General features: G+C 50.8%; 16 protein-coding genes. 12 read left to right on the top strand and 4 right to left on the bottom strand.

What is annotated here, in order from left to right:
- The first annotated feature begins 45 nt into the window (after nucleotides 1–45).
- Nucleotides 46–207: a hypothetical protein gene (locus ACOZB4_RS06185; protein WP_379406325.1), complete on the top strand. Its 162-nt coding sequence runs from the start codon at nucleotides 46–48 to the stop codon at nucleotides 205–207.
- Nucleotides 208–424: 217 nt separating this feature from the next.
- Here ACOZB4_RS06185 and ACOZB4_RS06180 read toward each other — a convergent pair whose 3' ends face one another.
- Nucleotides 425–1,300: a LysR family transcriptional regulator gene (locus ACOZB4_RS06180; RefSeq protein ID WP_379406326.1), complete on the bottom strand. Its 876-nt coding sequence runs from the start codon at nucleotides 1,298–1,300 to the stop codon at nucleotides 425–427.
- A 134-nt stretch (nucleotides 1,301–1,434) separates the two neighbouring features.
- On the opposite strand from ACOZB4_RS06180, the gene ACOZB4_RS06175 reads away from it, so the two are divergent.
- Nucleotides 1,435–2,358, top strand: coding sequence for an NADP-dependent oxidoreductase (locus ACOZB4_RS06175; protein WP_379406399.1), 924 nt, complete (start codon nucleotides 1,435–1,437; stop codon nucleotides 2,356–2,358).
- A 145-nt stretch (nucleotides 2,359–2,503) separates the two neighbouring features.
- Nucleotides 2,504–3,397, top strand: a complete 894-nt coding sequence (locus ACOZB4_RS06170) for a DUF4097 family beta strand repeat-containing protein (protein WP_379406327.1) — start codon at nucleotides 2,504–2,506, stop codon at nucleotides 3,395–3,397.
- 185 nt (nucleotides 3,398–3,582) lie between these two features.
- On the opposite strand, the gene ACOZB4_RS06165 is transcribed toward ACOZB4_RS06170, so the two are convergent.
- Together ACOZB4_RS06165 and ACOZB4_RS06160 are read right to left on the bottom strand one after the other, a co-directional pair.
- The gene (locus tag ACOZB4_RS06165; RefSeq protein WP_379406328.1) at nucleotides 3,583–4,284 is read right to left on the bottom strand and encodes a MerR family transcriptional regulator; all 702 of its coding nucleotides are present in this window, start codon (nucleotides 4,282–4,284) and stop codon (nucleotides 3,583–3,585) included.
- A 203-nt stretch (nucleotides 4,285–4,487) separates the two neighbouring features.
- A complete protein-coding gene (locus ACOZB4_RS06160; RefSeq protein WP_379406329.1) occupies nucleotides 4,488–5,114 on the bottom strand; it encodes a CGNR zinc finger domain-containing protein in 627 nt (208 codons plus the stop codon).
- A 317-nt stretch (nucleotides 5,115–5,431) separates the two neighbouring features.
- Here ACOZB4_RS06160 and uvrA point away from each other — a divergent pair, with 317 nt between their 5' ends.
- From uvrA to ACOZB4_RS06140, 4 genes are all read left to right on the top strand, one after another.
- A complete protein-coding gene (uvrA, locus tag ACOZB4_RS06155) occupies nucleotides 5,432–7,933 on the top strand; it encodes an excinuclease ABC subunit UvrA (protein WP_379406330.1) in 2,502 nt (833 codons plus the stop codon).
- A 30-nt stretch (nucleotides 7,934–7,963) separates the two neighbouring features.
- Complete coding sequence (locus tag ACOZB4_RS06150) at nucleotides 7,964–9,727, top strand: ABC transporter ATP-binding protein (protein WP_379406331.1); 1,764 nt, start codon at nucleotides 7,964–7,966, stop codon at nucleotides 9,725–9,727.
- Nucleotides 9,728–9,822: 95 nt separating this feature from the next.
- Nucleotides 9,823–10,212 carry a tautomerase family protein gene (locus ACOZB4_RS06145; RefSeq protein WP_379406332.1) on the top strand — a complete coding sequence of 130 codons (390 nt, stop codon included), beginning with the start codon at nucleotides 9,823–9,825 and terminating at the stop codon, nucleotides 10,210–10,212.
- Nucleotides 10,213–10,652: 440 nt separating this feature from the next.
- Nucleotides 10,653–11,555, top strand: a complete 903-nt coding sequence (locus ACOZB4_RS06140; RefSeq protein WP_076324109.1) for a LysR family transcriptional regulator — start codon at nucleotides 10,653–10,655, stop codon at nucleotides 11,553–11,555.
- Between the two features lie 137 nt (nucleotides 11,556–11,692).
- Here the strand turns inward: ACOZB4_RS06140 and ACOZB4_RS06135 are convergent, their stop codons facing one another.
- The gene (locus tag ACOZB4_RS06135) at nucleotides 11,693–12,526 is read right to left on the bottom strand and encodes an AraC family transcriptional regulator (protein WP_379406333.1); all 834 of its coding nucleotides are present in this window, start codon (nucleotides 12,524–12,526) and stop codon (nucleotides 11,693–11,695) included.
- 197 nt (nucleotides 12,527–12,723) lie between these two features.
- Between ACOZB4_RS06135 and ACOZB4_RS06130 the strand changes: the two genes are divergently transcribed.
- From ACOZB4_RS06130 to ACOZB4_RS06110, 5 genes are all read left to right on the top strand, one after another.
- Nucleotides 12,724–15,225, top strand: a complete 2,502-nt coding sequence (locus tag ACOZB4_RS06130) for a M60 family metallopeptidase (protein ID WP_379406334.1) — start codon at nucleotides 12,724–12,726, stop codon at nucleotides 15,223–15,225.
- Between the two features lie 165 nt (nucleotides 15,226–15,390).
- On the top strand, nucleotides 15,391–16,581 hold the full coding sequence (locus ACOZB4_RS06125; RefSeq protein ID WP_379406335.1) for a glycine C-acetyltransferase: 1,191 nt from the start codon (nucleotides 15,391–15,393) through the stop codon (nucleotides 16,579–16,581).
- 16 nt (nucleotides 16,582–16,597) lie between these two features.
- Nucleotides 16,598–17,566 (top strand): NAD-dependent epimerase/dehydratase family protein, encoded by a 969-nt coding sequence (locus tag ACOZB4_RS06120; RefSeq protein WP_379406336.1) that lies wholly within the window; start codon nucleotides 16,598–16,600, stop codon nucleotides 17,564–17,566.
- A gap of 33 nt (nucleotides 17,567–17,599) precedes the next feature.
- Nucleotides 17,600–18,169, top strand: coding sequence for a helix-turn-helix domain-containing protein (locus ACOZB4_RS06115; RefSeq protein ID WP_036660138.1), 570 nt, complete (start codon nucleotides 17,600–17,602; stop codon nucleotides 18,167–18,169).
- 231 nt (nucleotides 18,170–18,400) lie between these two features.
- Complete coding sequence (locus tag ACOZB4_RS06110; protein ID WP_379406400.1) at nucleotides 18,401–21,637, top strand: M60 family metallopeptidase; 3,237 nt, start codon at nucleotides 18,401–18,403, stop codon at nucleotides 21,635–21,637.
- The last annotated feature ends 63 nt before the right edge of the window (nucleotides 21,638–21,700 follow it).

Raw genomic sequence — 21,700 nt, 5'->3', positions numbered from 1 at the left:
TCGTCCCATCAGTAAGTATGCTTACTCGATGAGACGGCTCAATTGATGAAAAAACAGCAAAAAATAAAGGAATGGCGGTTCCAGGGAGGTCAGCCCTGTACCGCCATTTCTGTCTTTGACGAGGGATATCTTCCTCCAAATCCATTAATGGTTTGGACAGCACCTCCATTTTACCGAAAAACGGTTTCTTTGCGTTTAAAAAAGTAAGAAATCTGCATGGCGTAGCGGAGAGGACGAAACGATTCCGGACAAGCATCAGCGCTCGCCATTGTCCCCACATTTCGTCTTTACCCAGAACCATTCCAAGAAATGTGGGGGCAGCAGCGATGGTAGGAATGATTCGTACACGGAGTGTTCTTCTAACAGCAAGAAGGGGGCCTCCCGCAAGATCTAAGATCTTTTGGGACAGCCCCTTGTGGTCGGCTTACCGTGATTCCGCGTAATATTCCACGAGGAAATCACGGAAGGCAATCGCGGCCTTGGACAAGTACCTGGATTCCAGCCATGCAATTTGGAATATGCGACGAGTCTGAGGCTCTCGAATGCTTAGCTTCGTCAGCTTTAACTCCTCGCCGCTTCTGCATTCACCGATTAAAGCTACGCCAAATCCAGAACGGACCAGATCGGCTATGGTTCCGGGGTCTTCCACCTCGCAGACGACCTTCGGCTGAAAACCGGCTTGTTTGCAAAACTCATTATTCATCTTCTGATACGGATGGCCTTCTTTATAACCGACATATGATTCTCCTGCAGCCTCGCTTAAGTGAATTTGATTTTTTTCGGCTAAACGGTGGGTGGGGGGAACGGCCAAGAACACCTCTTCGACGAGCAAAGGCAAGCTGCGTACATCCGGGTGCCGGATGGGCATGGAAGTGAGAAAGAAATCAACCTCATTATGTTCAATGGTCTGAACCATATCCTCCATCGAAGACTGGATGATATGAAAGTTGACTTTCGGATGTTTGCTTAGAAACAATCTTAAAGGCTCTCTGAGTTGCTCCATGTTGGATAAGGCCATATGAATGCGCCCATGCTCCAGTCCCGCCAGGTCCTCGACTTCCCTCCGTCCTTCTTCCAGCAGCTGCAGGGCTGCTTTGGCTTTTGCCAAAAATGCTTTGCCATACGGATTGAGACGGATTTGCCGGCCTTGGCGTTCAAATAACGGAGCGCCGAGATTCTCTTCGAGTCTGGAAATGGTCTTGCTGAGCGCCGGCTGAGCAATATGGAGCTCCTCTGCGGCTTTGGTCATATGTTCAAGTCTTGCTACGGTTACAAAATACTTCAGCTGTAACATTTCCATTACGGTTCACCCCCCCCTTGCTTATATACTCCAGTATATATATACATAGACAATTTTGTATTTTTTATTATCTATTGATGATTATAGAATGATCTCAGAAACAAGATCAAGGAATTCATGAAAGGATGATCGATATGAAAGCCGCTGCGTTTAGTACGATTGGACCGCCGGATGTCCTGCGTGTCTTGGAATTTGAAGATCCTCAGGCCGGTAACGGCCAGATAAGGGTTAAAGTCAAGGCTGCAGGCGTGCAACCGGCCGACTGCGGGATCAGGGGGAGCGGCTGGGCGCCGCCCGGCGTGACATTGCGGATGCCGCAAATCCTTGGTAACGAGTTCGCCGGAACGATAGATCAGGTAGGTGAGGGGGTCACCGGCTTTGAGGTTGGAGAGGACGTCATTGGCTGGTCTTTACTCGCCTGCTACGCTGAGTATGTGGTGGTCAGCACAGATCAAGTTGTACGCAAACCGGATTCCATGCCTTGGGAAGAAGCCGGAGTCTTGACCGCATCGGGGCAAACCGCTCATACGGCACTTGGGACGTTAGGGGTTGGTCACGGGGATACGGTCTTGATTCATGCGGCAGCAGGTGGCGTCGGTTCTTTTGCCGTCCAGATCGCTCGTGCCAGGGGAGCCCGGGTCATCGGAACGGCGAGCGAGCGAAATCATGATTATCTTCGTTCACTGGGCGCTGTTCCTGTTGTTTATGGCCCAGGTCTTGTAGACCGGGTCAAGGCGGCAGCCCCCGAGGGAGTGAGTGCTGCGCTTGATGCAGCTGGCGAAGAAGCGCTGCGAGCCTCGGTGGAGCTTGTCGGAGACCGGAGCCGCATCGGCACGATTGTAGCCTTTGATCAGGTAGAAGAACTGGGAGTTTGCGCGATCCGCAGTCAGCTATCCAAGGATCGATTGGCCGAACTGGTTCAATTATATGAACAAGGGAAATTGAAGATCCATGTGTCCCGGACATTTTCGCTGAGCGAAGTAGCAGAAGCGCATCGCGCCGTGGAGTCCGGCCATGTTCGGGGGAAGGTCGTGCTGCGGATAGCGATGGAGGAATGATTCGTACGCGCAGCGTCATACAAAAGACGGAGGGGCGTCCCAGACTAAGGTCCAGGAAGAAACTGGTCCGTGGCAGCGTGTTAACTTTTTTTCCTTCACGATATAATGGACATATACATACACAGGAATGGACGTGGAGGATTTTATGAGAAAACATAGCATGATGGCAGTGAAAATTTCATCGCTGTTGATATTTGCCGTGCTGGTCGGATGCGACGTCGCCCAAAATGCGGATGAAGCGGTAAATCGGGAGCTTGATAAATTAGCGCAAGTCGGGAATATGGCCGGCGATTCAGCACTTGCTATCAGTGATCATGTAAAGCGGGAAGGGAAAGAGTTCGAGTTGACGACGGCTCAGGAAGTCGGCACAGCCGAGGGACTGGCCATCGACCATGCCGTAGGCAATGTGGAGCTCATCGCTGCACCCGGTGATGAGATCAAAGTGAAAACGACCGTGTGGTTTAACGAAGGCTTCTTCAAGAATGACAACATTCGTACCCAGGTTACGGAGCAGGCCGCTACTTCCTTTACGCTCAAGGACGACATCCTGGAATTAAGAACGCACCCTATGGAGGACTCCAGCAAGAGTTTATGGGATTGGTCGCAGAAGCAATTTGGCGACTCCGGATTCATGATAGATTATGTGATCGAAGTACCGGAAGACCTGCAGCATATCCGCATCAAGAATGATGTTGGGAAGATTTGGGTGAACGAATTGAAGGGGGATTTTGACCTTCAGTTGGGAGCCGGGGAAATTCAGCTCGCCAAAACGGAAATCACGGGCAATTCCAAGATCGTATCCGAAGCGGGCAGTGTTAAGCTGGACCTTGAGCAGATCGATAAGGACAGCACGCTGACGGCCAACACATCGGCAGGCAGCATCACGGCCATGTTTGCGCCGTCCATGAAATACACGCTGGATACCGAAACCGAGCTTGGACAGATTACTGGAGCAAGCCGGGGTCAGAGTGACATAAACGGCGGCGGAGCGAAAATATCTCTGACGACCGCCCTTGGTTCCATCAAAGTTAATCCATAAGCGGCACATGATAGCTAAGAGCACATGCCAATTTCCATAACGAGATAACCTCTTAGATAATCGGTGAAACTCTTTGAGTCTCCCTAATATATGGTGATTAAGGATCAGAAAAACAATCACGGATGATCTACATCCGTGATTGTTTTTTTTGTATGTTAAACCACAGTGTGAATGGGGAATGGGCCTTACATTAATTTCAGCACTTGGCACAGCTGATATAGATAGTGAACGCCGCGTATTTGGTTATGGTTGCGGTAGTTGAGGTATACCAGCGTGTCCTTGAGCACTCGTCTGGCGTTATCGACTTGATGATGCTCGAGTTCTTGCAGTACATCCTTGATGACCTCCAGCGGGTAATTCGCTGAGCGGAGAATCCGAATGATCATGATCTGCCGGATCTGGGCGCCATCGAACTTCCGATAGCCGTTTTCCCGATCCCGAGGCAGATTAAGGACGCCTTCCTTCTCCCAGTGGCGGATGGCCGAGGTGGGGACGCCGGTCTCGGCCGCAACCTCCCCGATGGTCAGCTCTCTTTTGCGGCCACGGGTATCGACCACGTCAAGCTGCTCGGTTTCCAGAATGCGGATGGTCCGCTCCGCGAGAATTTTATCCTGCTGGAGATTGGCTTGGACCTCATTTACGATCCAGAGCGCTTCATCCAGCTCGCTCTCCTGCAGTTTGACCATCACTTGCTTCGTAAAGTCTACACCGAAACCAGGAAACATGGCTCGGATGCACTCAAAGTAAGCGGCATGCTCCTCGGTATATATCCGGTATCCGTTCGGGGCACGCTTCGCGGGAGGAACAATCCCCCATTGCTCATAGTGCTTGAGCGCACTTGTGGTAATCCCCAGTTTCTTGGCGATATCAATCGGTCTGATACCCATGATGGTCCCCCTTGCCTCATGCGGCTCTGCCTGAATCCTTTTTTCTGGGGGATTGTATCATGAAGCATGGCTCAATGAAAAGTCTGCTGGGAAAATAGCGGTATCATCGTCTTGATCTATGTCATGATGATTGCCGTTCCAAAAATGTTTTAACCTGTAAAGTATTATTTTGGGTATTAAAAAAGGAATCTTAGATGGTTTATCTAAGATTCCTTTGTTTGCTGCTGTTTCTGACGCTCCAGATAAGCCGCGACCTTCATGCGGATTCCGCATGTTTTGGGGCTGCACCAGCGCTTTGCGCCGTTTTTACTATTGTCGTAAAAGCGAAGCACGCATGCCGGATTTTCGCATTTTTTCACCAGTTTTAAGTCATGGGTAGTTAAAAAATCAACGGCAGATGCGGCGATCGGGGTTAACAGATCCAGCGGCTTGCGAAACAGCATCCGGCTTTTGCGACTGTACGTGCTGCCTTCTGCCACAAGCGTTGTGCGAATGATTTGCTCCTGCAGCAGCCCATTGACAAACTGTAGACTTGCCTCCGTTGAGGTTTCGTTCACACTGCCCGGCTGAATCAGATTAAAGAGGTGATCGCGGAGCAATCTGGCGGCTTCCACGATCCCGGCTTCCTCCTCGGAGCCAGTCCATACCGCCTTGCGCAAGTTTCGCTCTACCTCGGTCAGCAGGTTAGCCTTGACCTGCCAATCCAGTAAAGCCTCGAAGTCATGCAGCAAATCCAGCGGCTGACCGTTGACAGCAATTTTGGTATTGACGAAATCCAGTACGGGATGGTTGCCAATAAAATAAAACTCGGGTGCGATTTTTTTCGGCATAGGTACCGCTCTCCTCAGAACATACGATAAGTACTTATTTGTAGCCCATTATATAGTCCATGCTGTGTTTACACAAATGAAACGGCACCAAACATTATACATAAACCTTAAAGCTCCGTGACGGCTTTTGATATCGAAAGCGGCGATAGATCAACCTTTTTATGTTTGGGATTTTGTACTTGCATCAATGTTGTAAGATGGGTTTGTAAAATGAAGTATTGGAGCTAAGGTTCCAAAATGAAAGAGTATTCGAAGCGAGTTTTATGGCGAAGGTTCTCAATGAAGCTCAGCTCCACAAAACTTTAGGAGGTTTGGAAATGGAAGGAACGATTAAGATTCGCGGTGCCCGGGAGAACAATCTGAAGAATGTTTCGCTTGAAATCCCGAAGTACAAATTGGTTGTCATGACAGGGCCGTCCGGCTCGGGCAAGTCCACGCTCGCGATGGATACGCTGCAGCGGGAGTGTCAGCGGCAGTACATGGAATCCATGGGCATGGTGTCGGACTCGGTCAGCAAGCCGAAGGTGGATTCGATTGAAGGACTCTCCCCGTCGATCAGCGTGGGACAGCACATTACGAACCGGAACCCAAGATCCACCATCGGAACGGTGACGGATATCTACACGCTGCTTCGAATTCTGTTTGCCAAGCTTGGTGAACGTACTTGTCCGTCCTGTGGCGATACGGTGATGCCTCATGTGGATGGAGAAGTCTATCACGGGCTAGCGGATGAGGAAGAGATCAGCGATTCTCACGAGACGGTTCATTGTAGGCGATGCGGCCATGGTCTCGAAAAATTGACGATGTCGCATTTTTCCTTTAACAAGCCGGAAGGCGCATGCGAAACATGCAGCGGACTCGGTCAAACGGTGAGTCTGAACATGGATGCCGTGTTCCGTCCGGAATTAAGCCTAAGAGACGGCGGGGTGGCAACGTGGTACAGCGCTCTTACCGATTATAACACCAGCATTCTGAAAGCGGCAGCCAAGTATTACGGGTTCACATTCGATGAGTTCATGCCGCTTCGGGATTATGACGATGTTCAGCGTGATCTCCTGTATTTCGGTGTAGAGAGCGAGCAGTTCAGCCGGCATTTTCCTGAGATGAAGCCGCCGAAGTCCGTAGGACAAGGCAAGTACGAGGGTGTAGTCACCGGGATCTGGAGAAGGTACCGGGAGAAGGGGAGCGAGTCCGGTGAAGCATCCCTGTTTCATGAGCATGTCTGTCCGGATTGTCACGGAACGAAGCTCAAGGAGAACAGCCGCCGCGTCCGAGTAGAGGAAGTCTCCATTAACGAAGTCAACGCCTGGTCGATCGGGGAATCCTTGAATTGGATGGAGGCACTGCTGAAGAAGCTGACGGAGGACCAATTAACGATTGTGGAACCGCTCATTCATGATTCCGTCGTGAGACTAAAGCGCATTATGGATGTGGGGCTGGGTTACATGTCCATGGAGAGGCAGGTCGTCACGATGTCGGGCGGAGAAGCCCAGAGGCTTCGGCTCGCATCGATTCTGGGATCAGGCCTCACGGGGGTGCTTTACATTTTGGACGAACCGACAACGGGACTGCATCCCAAAGATACCAGGGGACTCATCCAGGTTCTGAAACAACTGAGGGATCTGGGCAACACGGTCCTCGTCATCGAGCATGACGAAGAAGTGATGCGGGCCGCTGACCATATCATTGATATCGGACCGGGTGCGGGAACGATGGGCGGTACGGTTGTCGGTCAAGGAACGCTGGAGGAATTGATCCAAAATCCCAAGTCTGTGACCGGATCCTATTTCCGGGATAACACGATGCTCACGGCACCGAGTCAGCGCAGGGCTGGAAACGGAAGGCTGCTGACGATCGAGGATGCACATTTAAGAAATCTGAAACATATCACGACCTCTTTCCCGCTCGGCTGTCTCATATCGGTGACAGGTGTATCGGGATCCGGTAAATCCACGCTTTTGTTTGATCTTCTGGCGGAATCCGGAAGCGATCAATCAACTCCAATCGGCTGCAAGGCCATCACGGGTTGGGAATCGGTAGGGCAGCTGATTACGGTTGACCAATCGCCGGTATCCCGAATGCAGCGCTCCAACATTGCTACGTATACCGATGTTTATACCCATATCAGAAACTGGTACGCCAGCTTGCCGGAAGCCAAGGAAAGTCAATTGACGGCCAAGCACTTTTCCTTTAACACGCAAGGTGGACGATGCGAGACATGCCAAGGCCTTGGCGTGGTGTCCGTGCATATGCACTTCCTTCCGGAGCTGGAAGTACGTTGTTCGGATTGCAAGGGCAAACGGTTTAAGGAAGAGGTTCTGCGCGTGACCTATAACGGTTATACCATCTCCGACATTTTGGATATGACCATTGAGGAAAGTCTGTCGATTCTGGAGGATCGACCGAAAATAATGGAATTGACAAAGCTGCTCTGCGATGTCGGACTTGGGTATTTGAAGTGGGGGCAATCGGTGAGTACCTTATCCGGCGGTGAGGGGCAGCGGATTAAATTGGCCAAGGAACTGAGCAAAAAAACTAAAAATCACACGCTGTATTTGCTGGATGAACCTTCAACCGGGCTTCACCCAGGAGATGTCCGGCAGCTGCTCGTTCTGCTCAACCGCTTGGTGAACGCGGGGAACACTGTGATTTTGGTTGAACACAATCTGGACTTGATCTGGAAATCGGATTGGATCATCGATATCGGACCTGGTGGAGGAGCTGCCGGCGGGTCTGTGGTGGCGACAGGAACGCCTGAAGACGTGGCGGCTGTGGAAACCTCGTTTACCGGCCGTTTTATCAAAGAAATCTATATGTGACGGATGGATGCGAAAAGGGAGGAATTCCATGTGGAGCAAACCGTAGAAGAAAAGGGTAAGGTTACAAAAACCACGATTCGATATTTTTTGAAGCTTCTGCGTTCTTCGGGTATCCCGAAGCTGGTACTCTTTCTGGCCATCGTGCTCAGTTTGGTTGGTGCGGTGACGGGACTGGTCGTCCCGCTCATCACCGGCCAATTAATCGATAACTTTGCGGCAGATTCGTTTAATATTCGCACGGTCGGCTTTCTGGCCGTTCTGTTCCTGCTGGAAGCTGTGGCGAGCGGACTTTCCTATTATATGCTTGCCTATGTCGGGAACCAGACGGTCAACAAAATTCGGAAACGGCTCTGGACGAAGGTGCTGGCTTTGCCGGTTCGGTTCTTTGACAAGCATCGCTCGGCAGAAACGATGAGTCGGGTGACCAATGATACAAACGAAGTGAAAACGCTGATCACGGATCATTTGATTGCTTTTTGTTCGAATCTATTGACCGTTTTGGGGGCCGTTGCCATATTGTTTTACTTGGATTGGCGGATGACCCTCATCATCCTGATTGCCGTTCCGGTAGGGTTCGGCATATTAATGCCCATTGGCGGGAAGATGTACAAAATCTCCATCAGTATGTATGGACAGCTGGCACAGCTGTCCGCCATGCTGACCCAGGTGATCGGCGAGATTCGCCTGGTGAAAGCCTCCAATGCAGAGCGGAGGGAGGAGAAAAGCGGGTATGACGATATGGACAGTCTGTACCGATTCGGCATGAAGGAAGCCAAGATCAATTCAGTCCTGATTCCGTTGATGTCGATGGTCATGGTTGTGCTGCTGGTGGTCATCATCGGATACGGCGGCGTTCGCGTCTCTTCAGGGGCACTCAGTGCAGGCGAACTGGTATCGTTTATTCTGCTGCTGTTCCAGATCATGTTTCCTTTCAGCCAGTTTGCCACTTTCTATTCTCAGCTCCAGAAGGTGATGGCGGCAACCGAGAGATTGCGACTTATCCTCGAATATGAGCCGGAGAGCGACGATCGTGCGGTGCGCATGGCACCGGAAGGGCATCGGGACGTTGAATTTAAAGAGGTGACGTTTGCTTATCATGAAGGCGAGACCATTCTGTCCGAGGTATCCTTTGCGATTCCTGCCAAGAAGGTCACCGCTCTGGTAGGACCCAGCGGCAGCGGCAAAACCACGGTGTTCTCCTTGATTGAGCGATTCTACGCGGCATCCGACGGGGAAATCTATTTTGGCTCGGAAGAGATCCGCGATTATACTTTGGAGTCCTGGCGGCGGAAGCTCGGGTATGTGTCCCAAGACAGCCCGCTGATGACCGGAACGATTCGGGACAATATCGTCTATGGACGGGAGGAGCCGGTCTCCGACGAGGAAATTGCTGAAGCAGCGAAATTGGCCTATGCGGAAGGATTTATCGAGGCATTGCCGAGAGGATATGAGACGGAGGTTGGGGAGCGAGGCATCCAGTTATCCGGAGGTCAGCGTCAACGCGTGGCGATTGCAAGGGCGCTGCTGAGGAAGCCAGACATCCTGCTTCTGGATGAAGCGACGGCAAGCCTGGACAGCGACTCCGAGCATGAAGTGCAGAAGGCGCTGAACAATCTGATGGTCGAGCGTACGACCGTGGTCATCGCGCACCGGTTATCGACTGTCGTCGAGGCGGACCAGATCATTGTGCTTGAAAAAGGACAAATTACAGGAAGCGGGACGCATGAGGAATTGATCCGTAACCATCCATCCTATGTGGAGTGGGCGAAGAAGCAGTTCCAGACCGGGGAGTAGGACCATACAGGAAGGTTTTTATACTGCTCGAATCGAATAGAAATATTAGAAAACATAGCCTGAGCTTAGATGAGAATAGAGGAGATGAGCAGAGCATGGCGCAGATCAAAATTTACGGCGTCCGGGATCGGTTGAACCCAGTCAAAGAGCAATTATCGGAAGTGATACACGCATGCGTGGTCGAAGCGTTTCAACTTCCGACGGATAAGAAATTCCATCGATTTTTCCCCATGAACCGGGATGATTTCTACTTTCCTAACGGTAGAACGGATCGCTACTCCGTGATCGAGATTAGCATATTTGAAGGCCGTACTGTGGAGGCCAAGAAACATCTGATTCGATTGTTATTCGAACGGATTCAGAATACGCTGCATATCGCACCACAGGATGTGGAGATTACGATATTTGAGACACCGCAGCATAACTGGGGAATCCGGGGGCTTCCGGGGGATGAACTGGCTCTAGGGTATAAGGTGAATATTTAGAGACTTAGTTAGTCTTTACGAATGCAAACAAGCGCTTAATTACCAATAACTTCGAAGAAGCCTGGTGATTGGCGCTTGTTTTTTTGTTCATCGTGTCTATTGACGGTGGCACTCCCGATTTCGTAATGCGTAACCCCCCTCATGTATGAGAAACATCGACAGTCCAGCCGCGTTTGTTGGATCTGATATAGATGTTCCACCAGATCACTTCTTATGATGGAAACGGGTTATAATGGTTCTAAAGTTGATACAGCAGTTTCCAAACCGATTGGTGCTTTCGATTGCTAGCCGGATTCCATCTGCTCACGGTGATCCATCCAAGTACAAAGCGAACCTTGGCAGGGTCGGTGTTTCCGTATTTCTGCCTCTGAAGCATGAATAGCAGTAGATATGATGCACGAGTGTTTTTTGAACATGAAATATAAAAGGGGGGCTCGTCTTTGACCTTACAACAATTAAAATACGCCATTGAGGTAGCCAATCGAGGCTCGATGAATGAGGCGGCCAAACGATTATTTATTTCCCAGCCCAGTCTGTCCAATGCAATCAAGGATCTGGAAGAGGAGCTTCGCATTACGATATTCGAGCGGACCAACAAAGGCATATCCTTATCCAAGGAGGGCGCGGAGTTTCTAGGCTATGCACGACAGGTGGTGGAGCAGGCAGAGCTACTGGAGGGACGTTATCTGAATGCAAAGCCTTCTCCGCAGCATTTTTCAGTATCCACACAGCACTATGCTTTTGCGGTCAATGCCTTCGTGAATCTGGTTCAGGAATACGGACAGGACGAATATGAGTTGGCACTGCGGGAGACGAAGACTTACGAAATCATCCAGGATGTCAAAACTCTGCGCAGCGAGATCGGCATTCTATACCTCAATGAATTCAATGCCAAAGTGATCAACAAGCTATTGAAGGATGCAGGGCTTCAGTTTACCAGCTTGTTTACGGCGAGGCCGCATATTTTTATCAGCATCAAAAATCCGCTGGCGAAGCAGTCCATCGTGACCATTGACGAGCTTCAGAATTATCCGTATTTATCCTTTGAGCAGGGGGAATACAATTCGTTCCACTTCTCCGAGGAAATCCTCAGCACGTTATCCCATAAAAAAAGCATTCGGGTCAATGACCGTGCAACCCTGTTTAATCTGCTGATTGGTCTGAACGGTTACACCATTTCGACCGGGGTGCTGAGCGCCGACCTGAACGGGAACGAGATTATTCCGGTTCCACTCGCATGTGATGAGACGATCAACGTCGGATGGATCAGTCATAAGAATGCGACTCTGTCCAAGCTTGCTGCCGCTTATGTCGAGGCGCTGCATGAAGCGATATCCACCTGATTTTGATGGGTAGCAACTATCATTCATTAAGGAGATTGCGGACGAGATTTGGAATTCGTAATCAAATAGTCGCCCATCATATCCCCCTTGGGAGGTATCGGAGAAGGATTCCGATAACCCTCTCAGGGGGATTTTTATTAGCGGTTGGACATAATCTGGTTACGGAATTCCCCCGGCGACATGTTGGTGAACTGCTTGAATACCCGGCATAAATAATGGACCTCCATTCCCACCTTCCTCCCGATTTCCTCCAGCGTCAAATCCGTGGTCATCAATAGACCTTTTGTCTTCTCGATCCTGACTTTAATAATATACTGCACAGGTGTCATCTTCATTTTGGATTTGAAGAAGCGGATAAAATAGTTGGGATTATAATGGATAAGTCCCGCCAATTGTTCCACGCTTACGTTACCGCTGATATGCTCCTCGATATACTGGAATACCGTGTTCAGCTTCTGCATATCAGGCAGCATGGACAGCGAGATTTGGCGATCGGGAACGATGTCAAGATAATGTCGGACAAGCTTCATCAGTATTTCGTTCCTTTGCAGTGGGGCGGTCCAAGCGCTGCTCCCATATGCATCGATCAACTCCTTAAATAACTGCTCCATAAATGACTCGTCCGGCACATCCAGCACGTGGGGAAGATGAATCAGCTGAAACAAGTTCAGCGTGTCCACCTTGGCGGTAAAATGGCACCAGAACTTCCTGTAGGTGTTGTCGTTAACGACAGAGATGGAATGAAGCGATCCGGCTGGCATGAGCACGATTTGCCCGGGGGAGGGATGATATTCTTGTTCGTCGATCTTAATCCAGCCTTCCCCTTCCCTTATAAAATAAAGGGCGTTATAGGACGGCCTCATATTAAAGAAGCGCCAGTTTTGGGACACTTTATCAACCTTGGCAATGGATAAGCGAAGATTCGCGTTAGCCAGGTAGTTCTGAATCAACTTCAGGTGGTTAATATCCATTGGCTGCCCCCTACCGGTTGTGTATTTTGGATACATTGATGTGTTTTTTATGCATTTCAAATCTGAGCGGCATTCATTAAGCTAAATGAGAAATCGCATTCCATGACATATCAAGGGGGAGGAAATGAATTCAAAGCTTATGGCTATCTGCCATTCCATCAGGATATCAAAGGAAATCGAGGAGGAATCGTTAAGGAATGATGATGAAACGGATTAAGAAATACGCAGTAATCGGGTCCGCGATATTATTAATGACCGCATCCATTGCAGCTGCCGAACCTGCGGAGAACAGTAAACGGACGGTGACGGATCCTGCTATGGCAAATACCACCGGGATGCCCGAACTTGAATCATCCAGAGCGACTGATTCCGCTTGGTTGGCAGGAACGCCACTGGACGTACTTAAGAACGATTTCAGCATATTTTATAAGGATTTGCAAGCGATTCCATATTTCGCTGGCGGCGGCGTTGCTGCAGTAGGGGACGCTGCATTCAATATCAACGTCCCCGATTATTATATTCCAGCCATCTCGGCAGCCCGTTACGGCAAAGGGCGTATCGTTGTCGCCGGGAGCAAGGAGTATTTCAATCTGTCCGGGTCGGCGGGTGATCCCGCGGGTAAGCTTGCCCGGAATATTTTATGGTGGCTGACGGACGATGCCTCTACGAATCAAGGTCAAGGAAATGATCATACGAACCGCTATGAGGATGCATTAAGGAAGCCGGGAAAGAAAATTCGATTAATAACTACCTCTGCCGCTCTCACGGTAAATTCGGATTTACCCATTGAATTGGTGAAAATCGACAGTTGGGCTTCCGTAAACCTGAATCCGCAAAAATATGCGGCAGCCTATGTAGACCATACGATGAAGGATAAGGATCTGGAAGCGCTGGATCAATATCTACGGTTAGGCGGCGGCATCGTCGTGGCGGATAACCTGAGCGGCATCGAGGGAATAACACGTGATACCCCTGAGGAAATCGTGCTTCAGGTCGGCAATCTGAGGGGAGCCAGACTCAGCCGTGATTTTGCGATTCAAAAGCTGCTTAACCGGGCTGGACTGACGCTGATGAATAGAGGCTCAGAGTCCAATGTGGGCGAATCGGCATTGACCTATGAGCAAGCCAACGATCATCATATCAAGACACGGCTTGCTCAAGGCAAGGAAGTGGAAGAGGGAACGATCACTTACGATCAAATCAATATCGGTCCGCCGGGCACACCCACTAACAAAAAACAGGAGCGGCTCTACAATATACTAAACGAGACGCTCGAAACGTTATCCAGCGAATCCCCGCTGTACGCTTGGGCAGATACAGAGGCCGACAGCCTGCCGCCCGCCGAGTTCCCGATCCAAAAATTTCAGCAGCCCTATACGAATGCGCTGCATAACTTCCGTTTCAGTCATTTTACCTTGGATAAGGCCAACGAGAAATCTCCGTATGCCGACGCATTTCCGGGAGTAGTTTCGGAGGAAGCGGCCATCGTTAACGACCGTGAAGTCGAGGTCGACTTTGATTTCCCCAATACGATGTACACGCACGCCCTTCCGTCGAAAAATTGGATCAGTACCGGATTGTATGCACCCCCCGGTAAAGTCATTACCCTTGAAGTACCGGAAGGCGTGGAGCATTTAACGGTTCAAATCGGTTCGCATGATGACGATTTGAGAGGATCCGGCAAGTGGGGACGAGTTCCGCTTATCGTAAACCACCAGAAGCTGACCCCGGGCATCCATCAAGTCAACAGCCCATATGGTGGCTTCATATATCTCATTCCCCTAAAAGCGAAGGATGATTTTCGGGCAACCGTCAAGATCAGCGGGGCGGCGGAAGCACCGCATTACGTGCTCGGCAAGACTACGCTTGAGGAATGGGATAGATTTCGCACGGGGCCGGTTGCCGTCCCTTTTGCGGAGCTTCAAGGCGAAAGAATGATCCTGACGGTCCCCTCGGATTTGATTCGCCAAGTAACCGACCCGGAGGAGTTGATGCGGACCTGGGACGAAATTTACGACAGTTATGATGAACTGGTAGGCCTTGATCCGGACAGGGCGATGCCTCATACCGCCCATCAATTGAACCGCCGTTACGTCGCCGACGGACAGATCTCTTCCGGGGCGATGCATGCGGGATATCCGATCATGATGCCGTTCAGTTATGCGGCCAACCTGCTGGATGTCCATTATGTAAAAACAAGCGCTTGGGGATTCTGGCATGAACTTGGGCATGAATACCAGCAGCGGACATGGACCTGGAGCGATGTAGGGGAAGTGACCGTTAACCTATTCTCACTGTACACCCAAGAGAAGTATGGGAATGCCTCCGAACTATTGAAAATCGGGAATGACGGCAAGAATTACTATGACCGGGGAATCGAATTTGTAGAAAACCATGATCCGGCAAAAAAATACGGCCAAATCGGCAATTATGAAAGACTGGTGATGTTCAAGCAGCTTCAGCTTGCTTACGGCTGGGAATTCTATACCCGGATATTCGAGAAATACCGCGAATTATCTCGCGACGAAATTCAAGGTACGGTGGATACTTTTGCCGTCATAGCTTCTCAAACGGCTGGGGAAGACCTGACTGAATTTTTCGACAAATGGGCAATAGGCCTGACGGAAGACGGAAGAGGAAGGATTGCCTCAGTGAATTTGCCTAAACCGCAAACCGATATTTGGACGTTAAGAGAATAACCATGAAAAAGCCATGCTTTCTCGATTGAGGAAGCATGGCTTTTTTGTTTATGCAATATAACATATTTTTGTACAGGATATTGCATGCGTGTGACTTTTTGCATACAATGGAATGGTAAATGATATGTACGTTAAGATACTTCGGATCCACGGGAGGAATTTCAAATGTCCAGTCAATCGTTAAGCGCTTTCTTACAGGATAATCTAACGGAACTCAAGCAGCAAGGGCTTTATAATACCATCCAGCCTCTTGAAAGTCCGAACGGTCCGCTCATAACCATTCAGGGTCGTGAATTCGTGAATTTATCTTCCAACAACTATCTCGGACTGGCAAATGATGAGCGACTGAAAGAAGCAGCCATCCGGGCTACGACCGATTTCGGAACCGGAAGCGGCGCTGTTCGCTCCATTAACGGAACGCTTATGCTGCATGTTGAGCTTGAGGAGAAGCTTGCCCAGTTCAAGGGAACGGAAGCGGTACTTACGTATCAATCCGGATTTAACTGCAATATGGCGGCGATTTCGGCCGTGATGGGAGCGGGGGACGCCATCCTGTCAGATGAATTAAACCATGCCTCCATTATTGACGGCTGCCGCCTGACCAAAGCCAAAGTCATTCGGTTTAACCATTCGGACATGGACGATTTGCGTTCGAAAGCACAAGAAGCGAGAGAATCCGGTTTATATAACAAAATTATGGTCATTACCGATGGCGTGTTCTCGATGGATGGCGATATTGCGAAGCTCCCCGAAATCGTGGAGATCGCCGAAACCTATGATCTGATTACTTATGTGGATGACGCTCATGGATCTGGCGTTCTTGGCGGCGGTGCAGGTACGGTGAAACATTTCGGGTTGTCGGAGCGGGTAGATATTCAGATCGGCACGCTGTCCAAGGCGGTTGGCGTTGTCGGCGGGTATGTTGCTGGATCACGGGATCTGGTGGATTGGCTCAAGGTCCGCAGCCGGCCGTTCCTGTTCTCCACGGCGCTGCCTCCAGGCACCATAGCCGCTTGTATTACCGCTATCGATATCCTGCAGAACAGCAAAGATCTGCAAATGAAGCTGTGGGAGAACACCCGTTATCTGCAGGAAGGACTTAAGCGTCTTGGCTATTCTGTCGGTCGTACCGAAACTCCGATTACGCCGTGCATTATTGGAGATGAAACAACCACCCAGAAATTCAGCACCAGATTGTACGAAGAAGGCGTGTATGTCAAATCGATCGTGTTCCCGACGGTACCAAAAGGCACGGGAAGAGTTCGGAATATGCCAACCGCCATTCATACGAAGGAGATGCTGGATCGCGCACTTTCCGCATATGAAACCATCGGACGCGAGTTGGGTCTGATCTAATAAGGGGGCACAAGTGATGAAACGAATTATGGTAACCGGTGCGCTCGGTCAGATTGGCTCAGACCTGGTGGCGAAATTGCGGCAAATATACGGTGAAGAAGCTGTTCTCGCAACGGACATTCGCCAAATCCATCATGAAACGGTCCAATCAGGACCATTCAGAATACTGGATGTAACCGACCACCACGCATTCCACGAAGCGGCTAAAGAACACCGGGCGGATGCGATTATCCACCTTGCAGCCCTGTTGTCCGCCAAGGCAGAATCCAATCCGGCACTGGCGTGGAACCTGAACATGGGCGGTTTGTTAAGTGCCCTCGAGACGGCACGGGCATTATCCTGCCAGTTCTTTACGCCGAGCTCCATCGCGGCATTCGGGGCGGATACCCCGAAAAAAGCAACGCCGCAAGACACGGTGCAACGCCCGTTAACGATGTATGGAGTCAGCAAGGTCTCGGGCGAGCTGTTGTGTGACTACTATTACCATAAATTCGGAGTGGATGCCCGCGGATTGCGCTTTCCAGGGCTGATCTCCCACTCCGCGCCTCCGGGCGGGGGAACGACGGATTATGCGGTTGAGATGTATGTAGAGGCCATCCGCAATGGATGCTACACTTCCTATATTGATAAAGGCACTTATCTTGACATGATGTACATGCCGGATGCGATTTCCGCCATCATGACATTGATGGAAGCTGATCCGTCCAAGCTGAAGCACCGTAACGCCTTTAATGTCACGGCGATGAGTGTCGATCCTGAGGGGATTGCGGCTAGCATCCGCCGGCATATACCGGATTTCAGCCTCGACTATGACGTGGATCCTGTCCGTCAGGCGATTGCGAACGAATGGCCGGATTCCATCGATGCAACTGCAGCACGCGAAGAATGGGGATTTGATGTACAATATGATTTGAACCATATGACCGATGATATGGTGTCAAAGCTTATGGAGAAGCCGCAAGCGGATCAGAGCAAGATCAGTTAACGGCTTAGTTTCAGAAGGAGGATATGGTTACACTTGGAACCCATTCATAAAAAGGTAGGGAGAAATCTGCAAGCCATCCGCAAATCACGGGGCCTCAGCCTCGATAACGTAGCCGAGTTGACCGGTGTAAGCAAAGCCATGCTGGGACAGATCGAGCGGGGGGATTCCAATCCGACGATCTCTGTATTGTGGCGCATCGTTAGCGGCCTCGGTATTTCATTCACCACGCTCATCGAAGAGGCGGAAACCGAAGTAACCGTGGTATCACCGGAGGACGTGGAGCCTTTTCACGAGGCCGAAGGCGCGTACCGGGTATACCCTTTGTTTTCCTACAACCTGCGCACCAAATTTGAGTCCTACATGGTTATAATGGATCCGGGCTGCGATCACGGATCTGAAGCTCATAATGATGGCGTTGAGGAGTATATTTTTGTGCATCAGGGGGAGCTGGAGCTCTGGCGGGAAGACGAAAGCTACACCGTGCCTGCCGGAAGCTCCGTGCATTTTTCAGCTAACCGGCCCCATCGGTACGTGAATCCTGGTAATGAAACAACGAAATTTTACACGATTATCTTCTATGCGGATGCCGCAGCCAGAGGCTGATCATTAGAAACAGGTACACCGCTTGATTACCGTCAACCGAATATTAAAAAAAGGCAGAGCCGTCCGGAAAAAATACAGTCCGATCTTAAAAATCGACTGTATGGTGTTCCGGGCGGCCGTTTTATATTTAGGACGTGGGGAGAAAGGGACCGCAGGGGGAGGTGGAATTGAAGTTATTCGTTTCTGATTGTTAATAACGAAATCATCGACAAAGGAGTTGAACGGTTGACTATGGGTTTCCACACCAAAAAGTGGTTGAAGCTGCTATTGGCAGTTGCGTGCGCGCTTGTGGCCGTTCCGCCAGCAGGAAAGACACTGATGGCGGCCGATGGTATGACAGAGCAGGCTGATGTTCATTTATTAGACTCGAACACCGCCGCGAATATGGCGACTCAACAGGATCTTGATGTTATTTACAAGGGTTTGTCCGGTTATCCGACGGTATCGGCCACGTATAACGGGGGAGTAGCTGCCATCGGAGATCAAGCCTTTGTCCTGGCGGTGAACCCCGATACGACGCCGATTCTCGCGGCTGCCCGTTACGGAAAAGGCAAAGTCGTTGTTGCAGGTGACGATTCCTATTTCAAGTTTACCTCTGATATTACCGATGAGCGGAAGACGGTGGCCCGTAACATCCTCCTGTGGCTGACCGAGGATTCCGAGACGTTGACCTATCAGGAGGCATTGGAAGGCAAGGGCCGATTGCCCATTTTGTCGGCAACGTGGAAAAATTATACCATCGAAACCGATGTGCCGATCGATCTGGTCCGGTTGGAGCAATTCACGCCTGAGCACTTGGATCCGTCCCGCTACCCCGTAGCTTATGTTGACGGCACCTTGAAGGATAGTGAGGTCGACGTCCTCGAGGACTACGTCGCGCAAGGCGGTCATGTCGTTGTTCCCTTAAAGGGCTGGGTGATGGAGCAGTATCCGCATGTCTTTCTCGGGAATGCATATGAAGGCCGGTCGGGTAGGCTCAGTGAGGATTTCCCGGTACAGCGTCTTTTGAACCGGATGGGCCTCGGCTTAATGAACAATACGGCATCGACCCGAACGGAAACCCTGCCTAAACTGACGACGGAGCAATCCGCCAATTATCATTCGCTAAAGCTTCTGGAGCAGGCCGAAGCGATTGAGGCAGGAACGCTGTCACCGGATCAGGTGAACGTCGGGCGGCCTGGCGCCGGCGCGGATAAGAAGCTGCAGGTCATCGCTTCGGTGACAGGTGGAACCGTCAGCAGCATCACCCCTCAAAGTCCGCTGTATGCCGTGATCGAGCAGGATGCCAGCGATTTGGAGTCCCAGCTTACGTTTCCGCTGGACCGTTCCAAGGCGCCCTATACCAGTGCATTGTTAGCATTTCAATTGGGGCGGATCGGCAATGATCTGACGGCCCCCAAATCCCCTTATGCCGATCAATTTCCTGGAGCTGTTCCGGCGGACACCCCGCGAGTGACGGGACAATCCGTTCACGTGAATTTTGATTATTCAACCTTTGACTATTTACGTCAAGGGACGGTTCCGAAGAATTGGATCAGCACGGGGCTGTACGCGCCGGCCGGAGATTGGGTAACGGTTCAGGTCCCTGAAGGCACGCAGCATCTGGATGTGCAGATTGGGGCACACACGGACAATTTGACAAGTAAAACGGAATGGGAACGACCTCCGGTCATAACGCAGCGAAAGCCGCTCCTTCCGGGTGAAAATCGGATTCGCAGCCCTTATGGCGGTCTGATTTACCTGATTCCGACCAAGCTGCAGCCTGGCGTTGAGAAGAATATTGAAATCAGCGGGGGAGTTCGTGCTCCGTATTATATCCTTGGTGAGACCTCTTCTGTCGAATGGGAAGATGCGATTCGATATTATCCTTCTCCATGGTCAGAACTTCAAGGACGCAGAGTGATCTTGACGCTTCCGTCCGAGTATATCAGGCAGCTTGGAGATCCGCAGCAATTATTGGAGAAGTGGGACGCGATCGTGGACTACACAGAGGAAGTCGCAGGACTCTCCCCAAATCAACCGCTGCCGCATAAGAGTATAGACCTTCCGTTCCGTTACGTTGCGGATCGTCAAATTAGTGCGGGTTATATGCATGCCGGCTATCCGATCATGTTCCACATCGATCCTTCAGCGGGCCATGCCGTGGACATATCCCGAGTTACTCAGGGAGGATGGGGCTTCTGGCACGAGACCGGCCACGAATATCAGCAAGGAGCCTGGAACTGGAACGTAACGGGTGAAATCACGGTAAATATTTACTCCTTATACGTCCAAGAGAAATTCGGCAACAGCAGCAACTTATTGATTCGCAATGCCGATGGGAAAGATTTCTATGACTTAGCGTTTGAATATATCGAAAGCGATCTTCCGGGCAGGTCGTTCGGCGCCTCAGGCCAGCTGGATCTATTCGGCTATCTCGTGATGTTCCGCCAGCTTTCCCTGGCTTATGGATGGGATTTTTACGCCGAGCTTCACAAGGCCTACCGGGAGCTGCCGACGTCGCAGCTGCCTGCGACGAACCAAGAGGAGATCGATACGTTTGTGGTCATGGCATCCACAATCGCAGGCGAGAATCTGACGGAATTCTTTGACAAATGGGCCCTGCCGTATTCCAAAGATGAGGTTCGTTCCCGCGTTGACGCCCTGAATCTGCCGATGCCTTCGCAGGAAGTATGGCGGCTGCGGGAGACGCGTACGCTGAACGCTCCTCCCGAGATTAAGGCCGACATGGACACCGAGTGGAACCGTGAATCGGTGAAGGTCACCGTTGCCATGACAGCTGATGCTGAAGCGGCGGGCATGCGAAGCCAATACAAGATCGGATCCGAAGGCAAATGGACGGATTACACGGCTCCCATACTTGTAGAAGCGGAAGGCCAGACAACGATACATGCCCGCGCGGCCGCTATGTCGGGCGTGACAAGCGACGAAGCTTCCAAGACGGTGAAGATCGACCGGACCGGGCCGGAAATCACGGCAAACGTGACCCAGTCCGTATACCAAACCGAGCATATCACCATTTCGCCTCAAATCTCGGACACATTAAGTGGTGTATCCAATATCGCCTTGGAGCTGGATGGTAAGGAAGCTCCTGATACGCTGGTTGTAGAAGCGTTAACGCTAACGGCCGGACCACACACCCTTCGGATATCGGCAGAAGATGCAGCAGGTAATATCACGGTTCGCGAGTATCCTTTCGAAGTTGTTGTGAATCAGGAACAGCTCGACGATATCGTGAGAGCAGGTGAAGAGAAGGGATGGATCGATAATCGTGGTATCTCCCAAAGCTTATTGGCTAAAATCTCGGATCTCCAGCGGCATCTGGCCCGAAGCGAAGCCATCGAAGATGCGCTGACTTCACTGGAGAATGCCATCAAAGCGCAGCAAGGCAAGCATATCGATTCCGGCTTCGCGGAGCTTCTTCTTGGAGACATAGACTACATCCGAAGCCGCAGCTCGGCTTCCTAGCAGCTTATATTGATGAAAAGGGCGGCCGTTTAGGCCGCCCTTGAACTCTTTAATGACCATCTA

It is taken from the genome of Paenibacillus sp. NPDC058898 (genome assembly GCF_049316025.1).
Classification (GTDB): domain Bacteria; phylum Bacillota; class Bacilli; order Paenibacillales; family Paenibacillaceae; genus Paenibacillus_AQ.
The sequence above is the reverse complement of the archived record's forward strand: the minus strand, read 5'-3'. Positions and strand labels throughout refer to the sequence as shown.